General features: G+C 64.5%; 19 protein-coding genes and 1 tRNA gene. 6 read left to right on the forward strand and 14 right to left on the reverse strand.

From position 1 onward, the window contains the following. The 5 genes from EH240_RS16620 to EH240_RS16640 all read right to left on the reverse strand — a co-directional run. A partial coding sequence (locus EH240_RS16620; protein WP_425374806.1) for an electron transfer flavoprotein subunit beta/FixA family protein occupies window positions 1-312 on the reverse strand: 312 nt, incomplete at its 3' end. A 176-nt stretch (window positions 313-488) separates the two neighbouring features. Beyond that, window positions 489-1,298 carry a rhomboid family intramembrane serine protease gene (locus tag EH240_RS16625; RefSeq protein WP_125000025.1) on the reverse strand — a complete coding sequence of 270 codons (810 nt, stop codon included), beginning with the start codon at window positions 1,296-1,298 and terminating at the stop codon, window positions 489-491. 26 nt (window positions 1,299-1,324) lie between these two features. After that, entirely contained in the window at window positions 1,325-1,906 is a 582-nt protein-coding gene (locus EH240_RS16630; RefSeq protein ID WP_125000027.1) for a cob(I)yrinic acid a,c-diamide adenosyltransferase, read from the reverse strand. An 18-nt stretch (window positions 1,907-1,924) separates the two neighbouring features. After that, window positions 1,925-2,116, reverse strand: coding sequence for a twin transmembrane helix small protein (locus EH240_RS16635; protein WP_125000029.1), 192 nt, complete (start codon window positions 2,114-2,116; stop codon window positions 1,925-1,927). 24 nt (window positions 2,117-2,140) lie between these two features. Continuing rightward, window positions 2,141-3,007, reverse strand: coding sequence for an SDR family oxidoreductase (locus EH240_RS16640; protein ID WP_125000031.1), 867 nt, complete (start codon window positions 3,005-3,007; stop codon window positions 2,141-2,143). A 58-nt stretch (window positions 3,008-3,065) separates the two neighbouring features. On the opposite strand from EH240_RS16640, the gene EH240_RS16645 reads away from it, so the two are divergent. After that, window positions 3,066-3,917, forward strand: coding sequence for a YihY/virulence factor BrkB family protein (locus EH240_RS16645; RefSeq protein WP_125000033.1), 852 nt, complete (start codon window positions 3,066-3,068; stop codon window positions 3,915-3,917). Here EH240_RS16645 and EH240_RS16650 read toward each other — a convergent pair. After that, complete coding sequence (locus tag EH240_RS16650) at window positions 3,880-4,788, reverse strand: DMT family transporter (RefSeq protein WP_125000035.1); 909 nt, start codon at window positions 4,786-4,788, stop codon at window positions 3,880-3,882. The two genes, EH240_RS16645 and EH240_RS16650, sit on opposite strands and share 38 nt — an antisense overlap. Before the next feature lie 160 nt (window positions 4,789-4,948). Here EH240_RS16650 and EH240_RS16655 point away from each other — a divergent pair, with 160 nt between their 5' ends. Beyond that, a complete protein-coding gene (locus EH240_RS16655; RefSeq protein WP_125000037.1) occupies window positions 4,949-5,236 on the forward strand; it encodes a hypothetical protein in 288 nt (95 codons plus the stop codon). Between the two features lie 157 nt (window positions 5,237-5,393). Here EH240_RS16655 and gluQRS read toward each other — a convergent pair whose 3' ends face one another. Continuing rightward, entirely contained in the window at window positions 5,394-6,269 is an 876-nt protein-coding gene (gene gluQRS, locus EH240_RS16660; protein ID WP_125000039.1) for a tRNA glutamyl-Q(34) synthetase GluQRS, read from the reverse strand. A gap of 92 nt (window positions 6,270-6,361) precedes the next feature. On the opposite strand from gluQRS, the gene EH240_RS16665 reads away from it, so the two are divergent. Further along, window positions 6,362-7,021, forward strand: coding sequence for a DNA-3-methyladenine glycosylase family protein (locus EH240_RS16665; protein WP_125000040.1), 660 nt, complete (start codon window positions 6,362-6,364; stop codon window positions 7,019-7,021). A gap of 204 nt (window positions 7,022-7,225) precedes the next feature. Beyond that, on the forward strand, window positions 7,226-7,783 hold the full coding sequence (locus EH240_RS16670) for an HNH endonuclease (protein WP_125000194.1): 558 nt from the start codon (window positions 7,226-7,228) through the stop codon (window positions 7,781-7,783). A gap of 160 nt (window positions 7,784-7,943) precedes the next feature. On the opposite strand, the gene EH240_RS16675 is transcribed toward EH240_RS16670, so the two are convergent. Then, window positions 7,944-8,462, reverse strand: coding sequence for a disulfide bond formation protein B (locus EH240_RS16675; RefSeq protein WP_125000042.1), 519 nt, complete (start codon window positions 8,460-8,462; stop codon window positions 7,944-7,946). Between the two features lie 25 nt (window positions 8,463-8,487). After that, on the reverse strand, window positions 8,488-9,078 hold the full coding sequence (locus EH240_RS16680; protein WP_125000044.1) for a YqaA family protein: 591 nt from the start codon (window positions 9,076-9,078) through the stop codon (window positions 8,488-8,490). A 279-nt stretch (window positions 9,079-9,357) separates the two neighbouring features. On the opposite strand from EH240_RS16680, the gene EH240_RS16685 reads away from it, so the two are divergent. Next, window positions 9,358-9,442: transfer RNA gene (locus tag EH240_RS16685), tRNA-Leu, on the forward strand. 44 nt (window positions 9,443-9,486) lie between these two features. Here the strand turns inward: EH240_RS16685 and EH240_RS16690 are convergent. The 4 genes from EH240_RS16690 to secA all read right to left on the reverse strand — a co-directional run bounded on the left by EH240_RS16690 (window position 9,487) and on the right by secA (window position 16,502). Next, the gene (locus tag EH240_RS16690; RefSeq protein WP_125000046.1) at window positions 9,487-10,653 is read right to left on the reverse strand and encodes a YncE family protein; all 1,167 of its coding nucleotides are present in this window, start codon (window positions 10,651-10,653) and stop codon (window positions 9,487-9,489) included. 71 nt (window positions 10,654-10,724) lie between these two features. Next, window positions 10,725-12,005 carry a GNAT family N-acetyltransferase gene (locus EH240_RS16695; RefSeq protein ID WP_125000048.1) on the reverse strand — a complete coding sequence of 427 codons (1,281 nt, stop codon included), beginning with the start codon at window positions 12,003-12,005 and terminating at the stop codon, window positions 10,725-10,727. Next, complete coding sequence (locus EH240_RS16700) at window positions 12,005-13,408, reverse strand: lipopolysaccharide biosynthesis protein (RefSeq protein WP_125000050.1); 1,404 nt, start codon at window positions 13,406-13,408, stop codon at window positions 12,005-12,007. The genes EH240_RS16695 and EH240_RS16700 overlap by 1 nt, the downstream gene beginning before the upstream one ends. A 361-nt stretch (window positions 13,409-13,769) precedes the next feature. Further along, window positions 13,770-16,502: a preprotein translocase subunit SecA gene (secA, locus tag EH240_RS16705; protein ID WP_125000052.1), complete on the reverse strand. Its 2,733-nt coding sequence runs from the start codon at window positions 16,500-16,502 to the stop codon at window positions 13,770-13,772. A gap of 276 nt (window positions 16,503-16,778) precedes the next feature. Here secA and EH240_RS16710 point away from each other — a divergent pair, with 276 nt between their 5' ends. Continuing rightward, the gene (locus EH240_RS16710; protein WP_125000054.1) at window positions 16,779-17,696 is read left to right on the forward strand and encodes a peptidylprolyl isomerase; all 918 of its coding nucleotides are present in this window, start codon (window positions 16,779-16,781) and stop codon (window positions 17,694-17,696) included. A 52-nt stretch (window positions 17,697-17,748) separates the two neighbouring features. Here the strand turns inward: EH240_RS16710 and EH240_RS16715 are convergent, their stop codons facing one another. Then, entirely contained in the window at window positions 17,749-18,342 is a 594-nt protein-coding gene (locus EH240_RS16715) for a TetR/AcrR family transcriptional regulator (protein ID WP_125000056.1), read from the reverse strand. Window positions 18,343-18,372 lie beyond the last annotated feature (30 nt).

Below are 18,372 nucleotides of genomic sequence, written 5' to 3' on the forward strand. Positions count from 1 at the left end.
GACGCCCTTCAGCACCTTGGCGACACCCAGCGGCTCGGTCTGCTCGTCGGTCTTGACCAGGATCGCGCGGTCGGCGCCCATGGCGAGCGCGGTGCGCAGCGTCTCCTGCGCCTGCTGCGGGCCGATCGACACGACGATGATCTCTTCGGCCTTGCCGGCTTCCTTGATCCGGAGCGCTTCCTCGACTGCGATCTCGTCGAACGGGTTCATCGCCATCTTGACGTTGGCAAGCTCCACGCCCAGTCCGTCGGCCTTGACCCGGACCTTGACGTTCGCATCCACAACCCGCTTCACGGGCACAAGGATCTTCATTTTCCTGTCACCTCTCCTGAGATAGTCGGGCGCGCTATAGCAGTGTGCGCCTTGTCAGAGTTGTCGAAAGCCGACATCCCCGGACGGAATATCCGTCCAGTGTGGTGGCGTTTCCGTAGTGGCGGCAATCCGGCGCGTCAATATACCAAGACATACCAAGACGCACTCAAATCGGTTCAGTCCTGCGGCGAAGAGGCTCCGCGACCCCATTGCGGCGCCGGCTGCGCCGCCGTCGCATTGTCCGCGGCAGGTTCGGTCGGAACGGGCACCTGCTGGACATCCGGTGTGGGATCAGGCTCGCCGTCGGCGCCGGCAAGCAGCGGCACGCCGCGGCTGCGCAGCACCAGAACCAGAACGGCGCCGGCGATGATGCCGCCGATATGGCAGGCCCAGGAAACCTGGTCCTCGCCGCCCGCGGCAAACATCACGATCTGGAACAGGATCCAGAGGATGAGCGGGATGAAGGCGGGGATACGGAGCGGGATGCGGGCGAAGGCCAATACCCACACCTTAACCCTCGGATAGAGGATCAGGTAGGCGGCAACGACGCCGGCGATGGCGCCGGAGGCGCCGATCAGCGGCACCTGCGAATCCCAGGCCACCAACCCTTGAAAGAAGGCGCCGGCGACCGCGCAAGCCAGATAGAAGATCAGATAGCGGATATGGCCGAGCGCGTCCTCGACGTTGTCGCCGAACACCCACAGGAACAGCATGTTGCCGCCGAGATGGAAGATGTCGGCGTGCAGGAAGGAATAGGTGAGATAGCTGAGGCTTTCGGGAATGACGACGAATTCGGGCGACAGCTCGACCTTGTCGTGGACGACCGAGGGGATGAAGCCGAGGCCGAGCACCGCGGCGTTGGTGAAGTTCTCGCCGCCGAGCGTGGTCGCGAGATAGATCAGGGCATTCGCAGCGATCAGCCCGATCGTCACATATTGCAGGCGGATGTGGCGCAGCCTGTTGGTGTCGTAGAGCGGGATAAACATCGGACCCTCCCGCCATTACCCGATCGTCAGCGGTTCTTGCCGGGAACCCATAGCACGTCGGCATTTCCGTTGTCATTGACCGCTCGCGCGGCGACGAACAGGAAGTCGGAGACGCGGTTGATGTATTTCAGCGCCTCGCGGTTGACGTGCTCGGCCGGGTCCTGCGCCAGCGCCACCATGAGGCGCTCGGCGCGCCGTGCCACCGTGCGCGCCAGATGCAGGGCTGCCGCTGCCGGCGTGCCGCCATTCAGCACGAAGGACCTCAGCGGCTGCAGATCCTTGTTGAGCAGGTCGATATCCTTTTCGACGCGCTCGGTCTGCGCGGCGACGATGCGCAGCGGCTCGTAGTCGAGCGGCTTGCCCTCGTCCGGCACCGCAAGATCCGCGCCGAGGTCGAAAAAGTCGTTCTGGATGCGGGAAAGCATGGCGTCGATCGCCGGATGATCCTTCCCGGTGTGGAGGCGGGCCATGCCGATGCAGGCATTGGCCTCGTCCACCGTGCCGTAGGCTTCGACACGCAGATCGGACTTCAGCCGCCGCGCGCCGCTGCCGAGACCGGTGGTGCCGTCGTCGCCGGTGCGGGTGTAGATCTTGTTGAGCTTGACCACGCTCTCCTCCCCCGCCCGTTACTTGCGGGTGAAATAGACGGTCAGCATGATCAGCACCAAGGCTATGAACTGCAGCAGCACGCGGGTCTGCATCAGCTTGTTCGAGGTGAAGCCGGAGCCGCCGCGCATCATGTTGATGAGGCCGCGAATCAGCACAATCACGACGCCGGCCATGACGACGATGGCGAGGATGTTGAAGACGGTTGCCATGGGCGGGCTCCAGTTGGGTTTCGGTCAGGCGCGCCTGGCGAGCACGCGGTAGAGCATCGAGGCCGGCAGGATGCGCTTGAGCACCACGCCGATTCTGGCCGGCACCGTTACCACATAGTGCGGGCGCGGGCGCTGTGACAGAAGCGCGTGGCGCAAGGCAACATGGACGACTTCCGGCCCGGGCTTCAGCCGCGAGACGCTGCCGCCGGCCTGCAGCCGTGCAAGCTGCGCCTTGTAGTCGACGCGGTGGACGGAGTTTTCGATGTCGATGTTTTTCAGGAACCACGCCAGGCCGTTGCTGGCGATCTTCGAGGTCACCGGCCCCGGCTCGATCAGCGAGACATGGATGCCGCTGCCTCCGAGTTCCTGGCGCATGCACAGCATCAAGCCTTCGACGGCATGTTTCGACGCCGAATAGGCGCCGCGAAAGCGGACGGGGGCGAGGCCCAGTATCGAGGAGCAATGGACGAGGCGGCCGTGACCCTGGCGTCGCATGACCGGCACGACGCGGCGGCTCAGATCGTGCCAGCCGAAGAAGTTTGCCTCGAACTGCTCGCGCAGCGCCTCCACCGGCAGGTCCTCGACGGCGCCGGGCTGCGCGTAGGCACCATTGTTGAACAGCGCGTCGAGCGTGCCGCCCGTGCGCTCCAGCACGGCATCGACCAGGGCGGCGATGGACTCCGGCTCGCGATAGTCGAGATAGAAGGCCTCGATGCCGTCCGCCTCGAGAGCGGCGATGTCGGCAGCTTTCCGCGCCGTGGCGAGCACGCGCCAGCCTTCCGCCTTCAATGCCCGCGCGCAATAGGCGCCTATGCCGGAAGAGGCGCCGGTGACGATGATGGTGCGCAACTGTTCAGCGGTGGGCAACGTTGTGTGACCCGGGGTTGCCATTTGCCGCAATCACTTCCCATATTCGCGGCGTCGACACAATCGAGCGGAGCGCGGGTCCTTGCTCAGGAATATCGTCGCCGTCAAGCGCGTGCTCTACGATGCGATCGGCCATTTCAACACCGACGACGGCTGGGCCATGGCCAGCCATCTGGCGATCACCTCGCTGATGGCGCTGTTTCCGTTCCTGATCTTCGCCACGACGCTGGCCAGCTTCCTCGGCGCGCGCGCCTTCGCCGACACGGCCGTGCATCTGGTCTTCGACACCTGGCCGGAGCAGATCGCCAAGCCGATCGCGCGCGAGGTGCTGAACGTACTCACGGTCCGGCGCACCGACCTTTTGACCTACGGCGTGCTGCTTGCCGCCTATTTCGCCTCGAACGGCATCGAGGCGCTGCGCACCTCGCTCAACCGCGCGTATCGCGTCACGGAGACGCGCGGCATCATCCACCGCCGGGTGCAGAGCATCATTTTCGTGCTGATCGCGACGGCCTGCTTTCTCGCCGTCAGCGTGCTCCTGGTGTTCGCGCCGCTGCTCGCGCGGCTGGCCGAAGCGCATCTGGAATGGATCAAGCCCTATATGGGCACGATCACGATATGGCGTTACGTGATCGCCTCGACGGTCATCGTCATTGGCCTGTTCGCCGTGCATATCTGGCTGCCAGCCGGCAAGCGCCGCTTCGTCTCGATCATTCCCGGCATCGTCTTCACTCTGGTCGCGTGGCTTGCCGGCTCGACCATCTTCGCCGCCTATCTCGAGCATTTCTCATCCTATGTGACGACCTATGCGGGGCTGGCCTCGATCATGATCGCGGTGGTGTTCCTCTACATCATCTCGGCCATCTTCATCCTCGGCGGCGAGCTCAATGCCGCGATCAGCCGTTATCTCGAGGCGCGCGCCCGCGTCGGCTGAGCTCCGCCCTGACGGCAGTCGCGAGCCCAACTCCCAGCGTGGCGATCGCCATACCGGCGATCTGCAGCGCATTGAGCTGCTCGCCGAACAAGGCCCAGGCGATGACGGCGGTGACGGCCGGCACCAGATAGAACAGCGACGCGACCTTCGACATCTCGCCGTCCCTGATCATCACCATCAACAGGAAGATGGCGCCGACCGACAGCACCAGGACCAGCCATGCGAGTGCGAAGATAAGCTCGCCGTTGACGGTCATGGTGCGCGCCTCAAAAGCGAGCGCTCCGAGGATCGTCACGACGGAGCCGCCGACATATTGCCACATCGTCGCCGAGACGAGGTCGCCGCCGGAGGCGAAGCGCTTTTGCCAGATCGTGCCAGCGGCCATGCCGAGCACCGAGACCAGCGAGGCCGTCAGCGTTGCCGCGGTGACGCCGCCGCCAATCGTGCCGAGCTTCGGCCAAAGCACGATCACGACGCCCAAAAGCCCGACGGCGAGGCCCGCCCAATGGCGCGGCAGGATCGCCTCGCTGAGGAATTTGCCGGCAAGCACCGCCGTGATCAGCGGCTGCAGGCCGACGATCAGCGCCGAAAATCCGGCCGGCATGCCCCGGTGGATCGCCCAGAACACGCCGCCCAGATAGACGCCGTGCATGAGGACGCCGGCCACCGTCGCGTGAAGCGCCTCCTTGCGGGTCGCTCGGCGCGCGCCGATGAGCACGGTCAGCCCCGCAAACAGGACCGCCGCCAGCACGAAACGGATGGCGAGGAAGGTGAAGGGCTCCGCCCACGGCATGGCATAGCGGGCGCCGATGAAGCCGGTCGCCCACAGGACGACGAAAGAGGCGGGGATGAACCGCTTGATGCTGTGCATTGGGAGGGAGTGCCCTGGCTACGGGTGAAACGTTGATGACGGCAATTGCTCTAATGCCGTTCAATTCGGCAAGCAAAACGAAACGGTTGATCCATAAGCTCATTCGAATTCAACAAACGGTGCCAGAGGGGCATGGCGGTAAGGCACGCCATGGGGAGGCATGCTTTTGCATCTCGGTACGACTTGGCTCCTGTTCGCGGTTGCGACCGTCGCCGTGTTCGGTTTCTTCTTCGGCACCGCGCTCGACGCCATCATGAAGGACGACGGTTTCGGTTCGACCGGCAACACGCTGCTGTTCACGCTGGGCTTCTTCGTCGCGGTGATGGTCGCCAACGAGCACGGCATCACCTTCAGGGACCTCAAGCTTGCCGTGGCATGGGGTTTGAGCGGCGCCTTCGTCCTCATCAGCGTGATGGCGCTGATCAAGGCCGGCCTGGCCCGGCTGTAACCAAACCAGTGTGTCGATATTCAGGTGATGCCGGTCTGCAAATGCCAGGCTCCTGCGCTTCCGGTACTCACGTACGTTAAGTACGCTCCGTTCCGGTTCTCGGAGCCCGCCATTTTCGACTCGGCCTGACCTGAATCTCGACACACTGGAAACCGAGCTAAAGCCCAAGCAGCTGCCTGACATCTTGCGGCGACATGCCTGCCTGCCTCAGCGCGGCGAGGCCGGTGTCCTTGAGACTCTTCGACAATTTCCGGCCGTCTGGCCCCAAGATCAGTCGATGATGGAAGGAGCGCGGCGGCTGGAGGCCGAGCAATTCCTGCAACAGGCGCTGCACGCCGGTGGCCGCGTAAAGATCCTGACCGCGCACGACATGGCTGACGCCCTGCAGCGCATCGTCGACAACCACGGCGAGATGGTAGCTGGTCGGGATGTCGCGGCGCGCCACGATGACGTCGCCCCAGGCCTGTGGGTTCGCTTCGATTGTGCGCGTCGCCGCCATGGTCTCATCGGTAAACTCGATCCATGACAAGGCATCTGGAACGCGCGCCACGGCCGCGCCGACGTCGAGCCGCCAGGCGAAAGGCATGCTCTCGGCCATGCGCCGCTTGCGCTCCTTCATCGGCAAGGCCCTATCCAGAGGCGGGTAGAGCGGCACGCCGTCGGGGTCGCGCGGCCAGTCGCGGCCACGTTTACCGGTCTCGGCGATGAAGGCGCGGATCTCGCCGCGGCTCATGAAGGCGGGATAGACGAGCTCCTCGGCGATCAGCCGGTCCAGAACGGCCTTGTACTCGGAAAAATGCTCGGACTGGCGCCGCACAGGCTCTTCCCAGCCGAGCCCCAGCCATTTCAGGTCGCGAAATATGCCGGCCTCGAATTCTGGCGTACAGCGCGTGATGTCGATATCCTCGATGCGCAGCAACAGCCGTCCGCCAGCGCGCGCCGCCATTTGCTGGTTGAGCAGAGCAGAATAGGCATGGCCGAGATGCAATTCGCCATTGGGGCTCGGCGCGAAGCGGAATGTCAGGAGCGTCATCTCTCAGGCGGCATTCGGGTTGAAAGGCGCTTCCGCCGGTTGATAGTTAGCCATCACTTGCCACTTCGCGGGCGCCTAGGGAACAAGCAAACGTGCAACGCATCGCCTCGTTCGACGACATTGCGGCAGGGCTCGACGCGCTCTGCCTGATCGATCCGCGCCTGGAGAAGGTGCGCGGCATGGCGGGCGAGGTGCCGCTGAGGCTCTCGGTGCCGGGCTTCGGGAGCCTCGCGTCCATAATCGTCTCGCAGCAGGTCTCCCGCGCCAGCGCGGATGCCATCTTCGGCCGGCTGACCAGGCTGGTCGATCCGTTGACGCCGGAGGGGATTCTCGCAGCCGGTGAGGATATTTTCCGCGAAGCCGGCCTGTCGCGGCCCAAGCAGCGCGGGCTGCTCGCGGTCGCGCAAGCCGTGGCCGGCGGGCTCGACCTAGACCATCTCTGCTCGCTCGACGCCGGCGAGGCGATCGCGGCGATGACGGCGGTGCCGGGCATCGGCCCCTGGACGGCGGAGTGCTATCTGCTGTTCGCCGCCGGCCATCCCGACGTCTTTCCCGCGCGTGACGTCGCGCTGCAGAGCGCGGTCGGCCATGCGCTCGGCATCGACCCCCGTCCGCCGGAGAAAACGCTGATTCGGCTGGCCGAATCATGGAGCCCGTGGCGAGGGGTCGCGTCGCGGCTTTTTTGGGCCTACTATCGCGAATTGAAGGGCAGGGACGCGGCGCCCCCTGCGGAGATCGCCAAAAAAGTATGAAAATCATGCATTTTTGAGCGTTTCGGCGAGCGACAATCCGCTTCACATCCCTGTCATGTCGGGCTTACAGTATCGGCGCCGTTCGGCTACAGCGCCACGCATCCGGTCGGTATGCTAAAACGCTGTAGGACTTTTGAAGTTGCGCATGATTCCGAAAATCGAATGATTTTCGAGATCATCCGCTGGACCAAGGAGGCCAACAACGTGACGGTTGCCGTATCTCCGGATGGGCTTCCCGCGCTGGTGCTGAATGCGGATTACCGTCCGCTCAGCTATTACCCCTTGTCGCTCTGGTCGTGGCAGGACGCCATCAAGGCTGTTTTCCTCGACCGGGTCAATATCGTCGCCGAATACGAGCACGCCGTCTCCTCGCCGACCTTCTCGATGAAGCTGCCGAGCGTGGTGAGCCTGAAGGCCTATGTGAAGCCGTCGCGGCATCCCGCCTTCACCCGCTTCAACGTCTTCCTGCGCGACCGCTTCCAGTGCCAGTATTGCGGCACGACCGACGACCTCACCTTCGACCATGTCGTCCCGCGCCATCGCGGCGGGGCGACGACCTGGGAGAATGTCGTCGCCGCCTGCTCGCCCTGCAATCTCAGGAAAGGCGGCATGATGCCGGCGCAGGCCAAGATGTGGCCGCTGCAAAAACCCTACCAGCCCACGGTGCACGACCTGCACAACAACGGCCGGCTGTTCCCGCCCAACCATCTGCATGAAAGTTGGATGGATTATCTGTACTGGGATGTCGAACTGGAACCTTAGAGTTCGGCACAAATCCGCCATGCTGGCCGCCCGACGCAGCTTTCTGCGCTTCCGGTGCTCACGTACCTAAGTACGCTCCGCTCCGGTTCGCGAAAATCACTTCATCCGACTCAGCCTGCCGAATTCTTTGAACGATCTCGCGTCGGCGCTTTCGGGCTGCTCAATCGCGCGACAGCGCGCTGCGGAAGGCGACGGCGGCCAGGATGAGGCTGGCGATGGCGTTCCAGCCGGCAAGCGACAGGCCGAGGATGCGAAGCGCGGCCTTGTCGCAGGAGGGCGGCACGAATTTGTCTAGCGCATCGAGCACGCCCTTGCCGCCGGTGTCGACCGGGCCGGCGCCGGCCGTGCAATCGGCCGGGCCCGGCCACCACGCCCATTCGACGCCGGAATGGTAGACGCCGAGATAGAGGCCGTAGAGCATCAACAGGCCGCCGATCGCCAGCAGGCCGCGCGTCACCCAGGCCGGCGCGCGCAGCATCGAGGCGACGGCCGCCACCAGCATCAGCGGCGCGCCGATATAGTAGGGCGTGCGCTGTTCCAGGCAGAGGTGGCAGGGGATGTAGCCGCCAATATACTGGAAGGCAAGCGCCGAGCCGACCGTCGCGGCCATGGCGACGGCAAGGAACAGCGCGGCCCGCGTCCGCTGGCGTCCGGTGTCGGCAGTCATGGTCGCTGTCATCGGTCCTGATCCGTTCGCTTGGCCGTTATCCGTGGGCGTATCTGACCGCGATATAGAGCAAAATAAGGGCAGCAGCGCCGGCGCTGACGATCATACCCAGGCGTTTCTCGATGAACTCCTTGATCGATTCGCCGTAGCGTCGCAGCAGCCAGGCAAGCAGCAGGAAACGGCCGCCGCGCGCCACGATCGCAAGCCCGATGAATAGCAAGAGGTTGACGCCGATGACGCCGGACAGGATCGTCACCACCTTGATCGGCGGCAGATGCGCCGCGCCCGAGGTGATGAGCATCAGGATGATGAAGCCGACGCCGGATGAGATGCGCAGCTGCTCGAACTCGTCATACTTGCCATAGAATTCGAGGATCGGCTTGGCGACCGCCTCATAGGCATAGTGGCCGATGAACCACCCGGCGACGCCGCCGAGCACCGAGGCGACCGTTGCGATCAGCGCGTAGCGATAGGCGCGCTCGGGTTTTGACAGCGCCATCGGCAGATAAAGCACGTCGGCCGGCACCAGGAAGACGGAGCTTTCGACGAAGGCGATGAAGGCCAGCCACCACTCGGCCGATTTCCTTGCCGCCAGCGACAGGGTCCAGTCGTAAAGTCCGCGAAGCATCGGCTCTCCTAATGCGTGCCGCCCGAGGCATAGCGGTTTTGGGCAACGACAGGCAGGAAGACAAGGACCCAAAGCGCCGCAGCCAACGTTCGAGGGCAGGAACGGCGCTTCAACGCATCGTTTGTCTAGAAAGATTTTCCGCGCCGCACAATGGCTGCGCCGTCACGAAACCGAAGGCGGGGGCGCTGGCGCCGGCCGCGCAGGCAAATCGGCAACAGGCCAGTTGACGAAAACCCGTCCACTCGTATAGTCCGCGCCCATCCAGGCTTCCCGGCCTGAGCCCCTATGGCGGAATTGGTAGACGCGCTCGACTCAAAATCGAGTTCCGCAAGGAGTGCTGGTTCGATCCCGGCTAGGGGCACCACCCTTCGCTCTGCGAGCTTTGGGTGGCACGCCATTCGGAGCACCCTACCGCATATTCCCCGTATGCCCCTGCGAATACCGCCCTGGCTGCGGCCACACCGTCAGGCCGTGCGGCTCGGCACCGACGCGGGTCTTCGTCACCGCTCCTGAGGTCGTGTCGATCATGTAGACCTCGCTGTCGAAGCGGCCGGAGAGCCATAGCTGCTTGCCGTCGGCGCTGACATTGCCCATGTCGGGGCTGCCGCCGTCCGGGATCGGCCATTGGGCGACGACCGAGCGCGTGGCGAAGTCGATCACCGTCACGCTGCCCGGCCCCTTGGCCTTGCCCTGTTCCATCTTGTGCGAGCCGCGGTTCGAGACGTAGAGCCGCTTGCCGTCACGGCTGACGACGAAGCCGTGCGCGCCTATTCCCGTCGAGATGAAGCCGATTTCCTTGAAGCTGTCGCCGTCGACCAGGAAGACGCCACCATTCATCATGTCGGCGACGTAGAAGACCTTGCCGTCGGGCGATAGCCTTATGTCTTGCGGCATGCCCATCTTCGAGAAGTCCAGATGGCCGAGCACTTTCTGGTTCTTCAGGTCGATCTTGGCCAGTCCGCCGTCGCCATATTCGCAGGTGAAGATCGCATAGGAGTTGTCGGCCGAAAAATCGGCATGGTTGATGCCGGCGCAGGTCGGCGTCGGGATAATGGATTTCAACGCCATGGTCCGCGGATCGCGCAGGTCGAGCTGCCTCAGGGCCTCGTCGACGATGATGGCGGTGCTGCCGTCCGGCATGAAATACATGTTGTAGGGGTCGTCGACCGGCACCTGCTTGCCGGGCTTGGCGGTCGTCGGGTCGATGGGCGTCAGGCTACCGTTCTTGCCAGTGCCGTTGTTGGCCACCCAGAGCGTCTTCAGGTCCCAGGAAGGAACGACGTGCTGCGGCTTGCTGCCGACCGGAAACCTGTCGACTTCCTTCAGAGTCACCGGATCGATGACGGAAACGCTGTTCGAGGAGCGGTTGGGCACATAGACGCGCGGCAACGCATCTGCCGTCGCCGGGCTCATATGGCCGGCGGTAGTGTGGCTGTAGATGTTGACGGGCGGCGGCGCAGGCTCGGAGCAATCCTCGGGGCAGGAGCCCGCGAAGGCGCTTGTCGGCGGCAGGGTGAGAAACAGGGCAAGCAGCGCGATTGGCAGGCCGGCATGGCGCAGGAATGTTCTGATCATCTGGATTGCTTTGCGAGGAAGGCGGACCGGATCGGCCCGCCGGATGCCATAGCCGGTGTGCAGCCTTTCATCTAGCGCCTTTTCAAGAGGCTCCGCATGCGGTTGCGCAGGATGCGTGCCATATTGCGGGTCTCGCGGTAGAGATGCAGCTGCGAGGCCGCCTGGCGGGCCAGCCGGTCGGCGTCGGGCGTCAGGCCGACCACCAGCGTGCCCGTCGGCTTGCGCTCCATCCACAGGCGGCCCATCACCGGATGGTCAGGCACCGCGCAGGAGTCGGTCATGACGATGTTGGGGTCGTCGAGATGCTGCTTCGTCACCTCGATCATCAGCAGCGTGCCCGGCGAATAGGCGGACAGCGTCTCGTCATAGGCCGTCTTCCAGGTATAGGCGACACCCGCCTCGAGGAAGACCACCAGGCAGGCGATGGTGCGGCCGTCGAGCCTCAGCGAATGGATGCGGCACATGTCGTGCTCGGCGAGCCTGTGCACGGCCTCGCGGGCGAAAGCGGCGCGGTAGCGGTCGATCGCCATGGCCGTGCGTTCGCGGCCTTTCCAGCCGGCGGCCTCCAGCGTCAGGAAGCTCTCGATGGCGTGGCGGATGTCGTCCGGGCCGCGCGCCACGACATGCTCCAATTTGCCGAGGTCGGCGAGCCGCCGCTTCAGGCGGCGGAACTCGCGATAGTGATGCGAGCGCAGCGATGCCTTGAGGTAGTCGTCGCCGTCGGCGTCGCTTTCCAGCACCGGGCGCTCGGCCTTGCCGGTGACGACAAGAGTCAGGCCGCGGCTGTCGGCAAAGGAGGTGAGCAGGCTCGCCACCGGGCCGTCCAGCTTCATGTCGGGCAGCACGAACACTTTCGGCAATTTGAGATGCGGCCTGGACAGCATCGAGAAGAAATCCTCGATGACGCCGACCGGATCGTCGCGGTCGACCAGCGGCGTGCCGAGCGGGCCGAACGGGCTCGACCACGTGCGCATGACCGGGACGCCGAGCGGGATCGCCGGGCGCTCGACCGAGAACGGCACCAGAAGCCGCAGCCGGTTGCGGAACTCGTCGCCGTCGCGGATCACGGCCAGCCGCACCTCGCGGTCCTCGAGCCTCGGCATGGCGGGCGCCAGGAAGCGCGGGTTGAAGAAGACGTTGGGCTCGATCGTGCGGGCGCTGAGATAATCGAGCTCCTCGACGAGGTCGAAGCCGGCCGAGGCCGGATAGATCGCGAGCTTGCGCTCCGGCCGGTTGTTGGCGAAGAGCTCGATATGGGCGGGATCGGCCTCCCTGGCGAGGCCGGCAAGGCCCGACATCATGGCGCCGGCCGGGCCGCCGCTGGTCTCTTCGAGCAACGGAACGGCGGCCATCAGCCGATTTCCCTATTTGCTGGCACGAAAATCGCCATGACGATGCCGAGCTTGCGCCAGACGGTGAAGGACAGCGCGCCGGCCTCAAAAACCATCGCCAGGCTGGTGGCGATCGCCGCGCCCCAGAGGCCGAAGAGCGGGATCAGGACCACGTTGAGACCGATGTTCAGGGCAAGTGTCATGGCATAGACGGCGGCGCAGATATTCTGGTTGCCGCTCATGGTTAGCAGGCTTTCGCAGGGGCCGACGGCGCCGCGCGCGACGACGCCGAAGACCAGCAGGAAAAGCAGCGGATAGCCGGCGGTGAACTCCGGGCCGAACAGCACCAGCATCGGCTCGCCGAGCGCCAGCACCAGCAGCGCCATCGCCAGCGAGGGCCAGAAGGTCCAGGAGACGGTCTCGCGGGCGAAGGCGGCGAGCCTTTCCGGCTCGCCATGGGTGAACTGCGCATAGCGCTGGGCAACGCCCGCCTTGACGGCGAAATAGACGAAATGCACCAGCGCCAGGGTCTTCACGGTGGCGAAATAGACCGCCACGTCATTGGGGTCGAGATAGGCGCCGACCATCAGCACGTCGGCATTGGTGAGCAGGAAGAAGAAGCTCTCGACCAGGAAGATCGGCAGCGAGACGAGGAACCACTGGCCGAAATGCACGATCATCGGTCCGGCCGGGATCTTCTTGTCCATGCGCGAGGTGACGCCCGTCAGCTGGCCGAGCGTCGTGATATAGGTGGCGGCGATCGAGGCGAAGATCGCGGTCTTGGCATCGGGCACGTAGCGCATGGCGAGCATTGCCGCCATGAACACCAGGATCAGCACCGGCCGCACCAGATAGGTAGGCGACAGCGCGAACAGCGCCCATGAATTCGCCCGCGCCAGCCCCTGCAGCAGATCGCCCATCGCAATCATCGGCAGGCAGATGACGCCGAGGATGAAGGGAACGACATAGTAGCTCTCGATCCAGGGCGAGGCGAGCCAGACACCGAGCGCGCCCAGCCCCGCGATCAGCGTCGAGGCGACCAGCACGAACAGCCGGCTCGCCAGCACGATGCCGCGCAGCTCGGCCAGCATGCCGCGCTCGCGATATTCGGGAATGAAGCGGATGACCGAGGTGTGGAAGCCGAGGCAGGCAAGATTGCCGACGATCACCATCGTCACCCAGACCAGCACGAAGATGCCGTATTCGAACGAGCCCATCCAGCGCGCCATCAGCACCTGGCTGATGAAGGCGATGACGGCGCTGACGATGCGGATGGAAAAGGCGATCAGCGACATGCGGCCGGCTTCGCCGCGTTCGTCGGCGGTGAGCAGCACGGCATCGACACGGCCAAGCAGCGGCCGCATGCGCAGCGCCCAGCGCTGCGGCAGAAACTGCCCGGCAGTCGTCGCCGCGGAAAAGCGCACCCCGAATACTCTCCGTTTTCCGCCTGTTTCCAAGGTTTCGGTGTATTCGAAACACATTAAGAAACGGTTGGGTGGGAAGCATGCGGGTCTGGCCGAAGGCCTGTCGCCAGAAGCGAGCGGTGTTCCGCGCACCATCTCGCCGAAGACGGTCGATCATCATGCCTCGGCGGTGTGCTGGAGAAGGTCGAGGCCGTCTCGCGCGGCGAGGCGACAGTGGCGGCGTCGGGGTTGTTGTGAGGCTTCTCGGGTAGGGAAGGGCCTGGAGACGTTTGGCGTTCGCACAATCGCCAGCGCCGGCGCCGCCCCTCATCCGGCCCTGCGGGCCACCTTCTCCCCGTGAACGGGGAGAAGGAAGAGGGCGTCAGGCGAAGGCGCCGTGGCAGTGCTTGTATTTCTTGCCGGAGCCGCAGGGGCAGGCCTCGTTGCGGCCGACCTTGCCCCAGGTCGCCGGGTTCTTGGGATCGCGATTCTCCGGCGCGACGACAGCATTGGATTCCTGGCGAACCAGCAACGCCGTCTCGCCGCCCTGGAAGTCGTCCTCGCCGGTGGTGCCATCGATGTGGCTGCCGAACATGTCGGGCGCTGCCGGCGGCGGCGCTTCGGCCGCCTGGCGAACGAGTTCGACGCGCATCAGCTGCGCGGTGACGGCCTGCCGCAGATTGCCGAGCATGCCTTGGAACAGCTCGAAGGCCTCGCCCTTGTATTCCTGCAGCGGATCGCGCTGGGCATAGCCGCGGAAGCCGACGACCGAGCGCAGGTGGTCGAGGTTGACGATGTGCTCGCGCCACAGGTGATCGAGCGTCTGCAGCACCACCGAACGCTCGACATAGCTCATCACGTCGGGGCCGAAGCGCTCGGCGCGTTCCTTGGCGGCGGCCTCGGCGGCGGCCGAGATGCGCTCGCGGATATCGTCCTCGGCGATGCCCTCTTCCTTGACCCAGTCCTCGATCGGCAGGTCGAGATTGAGGTACTGCGCCACTTCCTCCTTCAGGCCGCCAACGTTCCACTGTTCGGCATAGGCGTTTTCGGGGATGTTCTTGGTGACGATTTCCTCTATGACGCCCTCGCGCATCTCGGTGATCGTCTCCGACAGGCCTTCGCCGTCCATCAGCTCGATACGCTGCTCGAACACGACCTTGCGCTGGTCGTTCGACACGTCGTCATATTTCAACAGGTTCTTGCGGATGTCGAAGTTGCGCGCCTCAACCTTCTTCTGCGCCTTTTCCAGCGCCTTGTTGATCCACGGGTGGATGATCGCCTCGTCTTCCTTGAGGCCGAGCTTCTGCAGCATGCCGTCCATGCGCTCGGAGCCGAAGATGCGCATCAGATCGTCTTGCAGCGACAGGAAGAATTTCGAACGGCCGGGGTCGCCCTGTCTTCCCGAACGACCTCTAAGCTGGTTGTCGATGCGGCGCGATTCATGGCGCTCGGTGGCCAACACGTAGAGGCCGCCGGCGGCGAGAGCCTTTTCCTTCAGGCGGGCGACGTCGTCGCGGACTTCCTTTTCCCTGGCCTCGCGCTCGGGCCCTTCAGGCATGTCGCCAAGCTCCTCGGCGATGCGCATCTCGGCGTTGCCGCCGAGCTGAATGTCGGTGCCGCGGCCGGCCATGTTGGTGGCGATGGTGATGGCGCCGGGCTTGCCGGCCTGGGCGACTATGGCCGCCTCGCGCTCGTGATGGCGGGCGTTCAGCACCTCGAAATTCTTGAGGCCGTCCTTGCGCAGGCGCTCGGCCAGTTGCTCGGACTTCTCGATCGAGGTGGTGCCGACCAGGATCGGCTGGCCCTTGTCGCGCGCCTCCTTGATCTCCTTGACGATCGCCTTGTACTTCTCGTCGACGGTCCGGTAGACCTCGTCGTCCTCGTCCCTGCGGATGACGGGCAGGTTGGTCGGGATCTCGGTGACTTCGAGATTGTAGATGTTGGCGAATTCCTCGGCCTCGGTCAGCGCCGTGCCGGTCATGCCGGCGAGCTTCTTGTAAAGACGGAAATAGTTCTGGAAGGTGACGGAGGCGAGCGTCTGGTTCTCAGGCTGGATCGCCACATGCTCCTTGGCCTCGAGCGCCTGGTGCAGGCCTTCCGAGTAACGGCGCCCGGGCATCATGCGGCCGGTGAACTCGTCGATGATGACGATCTCGCCGTTGCTCACGATGTAGTCCTTGTCCTTCTGGAACAGGAGGTGCGCCTTCAGCGCATTATTGACGTGGTGGACGATGGCGACGTTCTCGACGTCGTAGAGCGCCTCGCCCTTCAAGAGGCCGGCGTCGCGCAGCATGTTTTCCAGCTTCTCGGTGCCGTCCTCGGTGAAGATCGTGGTCTTCTGCTTCTCGTCGACCTCGTAGTCGGCCGGCCCGAGCTTCAGCATGAAGGCGTCGATGGTGTTGTACATTTCCGAGCGGTCTTCGAGCGGACCGGAAATGATCAGCGGCGTGCGCGCTTCGTCGACCAGGATGGAATCGACCTCGTCGACGATCGCGTAGGAATGGCCGCGCTGCACCATCTGCGCGCGCTCGTACTTCATGTTGTCGCGCAGATAGTCGAAGCCGAGCTCGTTGTTGGTGGCATAGGTGACGTCGGCGGCATAGGCGACGCGCCGCTCCTCGTCGGAGAGGCCGTGAACGATGACGCCGACGCTGAGGCCGAGGAACTTGTAGACGCGGCCCATCCATTCGGAGTCGCGGGTGGCAAGATAGTCGTTGACGGTGACGACATGCACACCCTTGCCGGCGAGCGCGTTGAGATAGACCGGCAAGGTGGCGACCAGCGTCTTGCCCTCGCCGGTGCGCATCTCGGCGATGCCGCCGTTGTGCAGCACCATGCCGCCGATCAATTGCACGTCAAAAGGACGCATGCCCAGAACGCGGCGGGCCGCCTCGCGCACCGTGGCGAAGGCCGGTATCAGCAGGTCGTCGAGCGAAGCGCCGTTGGCGAGATCCTGGCGGAATTTTTCCGTGCGGCCGGCAAGCTCGGCATTGGAGAGCGCCCGCATCTCGTTTTCCATGGCGTTGATGGCCTCGACCCGGGGCCGGGTCGACTTGACTCGGCGGTCGTTGGAAGAGCCGAAAACCTTACGCGCGAGAGCGCCGAGACTGACCATCCAATGGTCCTTTCGATAGCAATTTTGGCCGTTTGCGACAGGCGCCTGGCGGGCCCATCAAATCCGCGTGAATGCGGACAAACGCAAAAAGCGCCCGGAAAACGGTTCTGGACGCCAAGTCGTTGGACAGATAAGAGGGGGCTCAACTGATGTCAACGCCGCGTTAGCCCTATGGGCAGCGCCAAATTCCGCCACAATCGGACTGATCTGGCGGACTGATCTGGAACCTTTCCGCTCAAGCGATCCTTATTGGCAATCCCCATTGGAGTTATCTTGATGTCTCTGTCGTTCCGCCGCGCGTCGCTCGCCAGCCTTGGCCTGGCCTTCGGGCTCTCGGCTCTTTCGCTGTCGCCGCTGATGGCGCAGGAAACCAAGCCCGCACAGCCGGAAGCCGCGGCTCCCGCCGCCGCTCCGGTCGACCCGAACGCCGTGGTCGCCACCATCAACGGCGACAAGCTGACCGAGGCCGACCTTGCGCTGGCCGAAGGCGAGCTGTCGCAGCAGTTCGCGCAGCTGCCGCCGGAACAGCGCCGCGCCGCCGCCCTTTCTGCGGCCATCGAGATCCGCGTCATGGCCAAGAAGGCGGTCGACAGCGGCCTCGACAAGGATGCCGATTTCCAGCGCCGCATGGCGTTCCTGCAGCAGCGCGCCCTGCACGGCGAGGTGGTCGAGAAGGAGGTCGTCGGCAAGGTGACGGATGCGGACGTCCGCGCCCGCTACGACCAGGAAATCGCCAACACGCCGCCGGTCAATGAGGTCCATGCCCGTCACATCCTCGTGAAGACGAAGGAAGAGGCCGAGGCGATCATCAAGCAGCTCGACGGCGGCGCCGATTTCCAGAAGCTTGCCAACGAGCACACCAGCGACCCGAGCGGTAAGTCGAATGGCGGCGACCTCGGCTGGTTCGGTCCCGGACAGATGGTGCCGGAGTTCGACAAGGCGGCGTTCGCGCTGGATGTCGGCAAGTACAGCAAGGAGCCGGTGCAGTCGCAGTTCGGCTGGCACGTCATCAAGCTCGAGGACAAGCGCGCCAAGCAGCCGCCGGCCTTCGACGACGTCAAGGACCAGGCCAAGCAGGCCGTGATCCGAGACAAGTATTTCGCCATGGTCAAGGAATTGCGCGGCGCCGCCAAGGTCGAGATCCCGGACGAGAAGCTGAAGGCCGCGGTCAACACGCTGGAGAGCGGCAAGTAATCGGCATGGCTGGGAGTTTTGCAAAGGGCGCCTTCGGGTGCCCTTTCGCATTTCAGGCGAGCGCTATGCCGCGCACCACATAACGCACCGCGGTCCGGATTGTCGCCTCGTCTTCGTCGAGACGGTTGGTCAACAGGTGCGTCCAGGCGAATGAGGCGACTAGGTCGGCCACAAGCTCGGCGTCGACATCGGCCGCCACCTCGCCGCGCGCCTTGGCGCGCTCGACCATCTGGCCGGTTTGCGCGCGGCGTCCCCTGGCATAGTCGGCAAGCGCCGCTGCTGCGGTCTCGTCCGACTGCGCCTCGGCGATCAATGATTTGAACACGCTGCCGGACGACGTCTCGCGCCAATGCGAAAACAGGTTTTTGAGAAAACCGACGAGGTCTTCCTCGAGATTTTCGGTATCGGGCGTGTCGACACGCTTCTGGCGCTGATAGACGTCGAGCAGCAAGGCGGCCTTGCTCGGCCACCAGCGATAGATGGTCGGCTTGCCCGCCCGCGCGCGCCGTGCAACGGCCTCGATCGAGAAGCCGGAATAGCCGGCCTCGCTCAGCACCGCCTCGGCGGCGCCGAGGATGGCCTCGGCGCTTTCGGGGTTGCGCCTGGCGCCGATCGATTTGCGTGCGGCGTCAGCGGCCTCGCTCATCTGCATTTTTCCTCAGTCCACGAATTTCAC

This window comes from Mesorhizobium tamadayense, assembly GCF_003863365.1.
Lineage (GTDB): Bacteria > Pseudomonadota > Alphaproteobacteria > Rhizobiales > Rhizobiaceae > Mesorhizobium > Mesorhizobium tamadayense.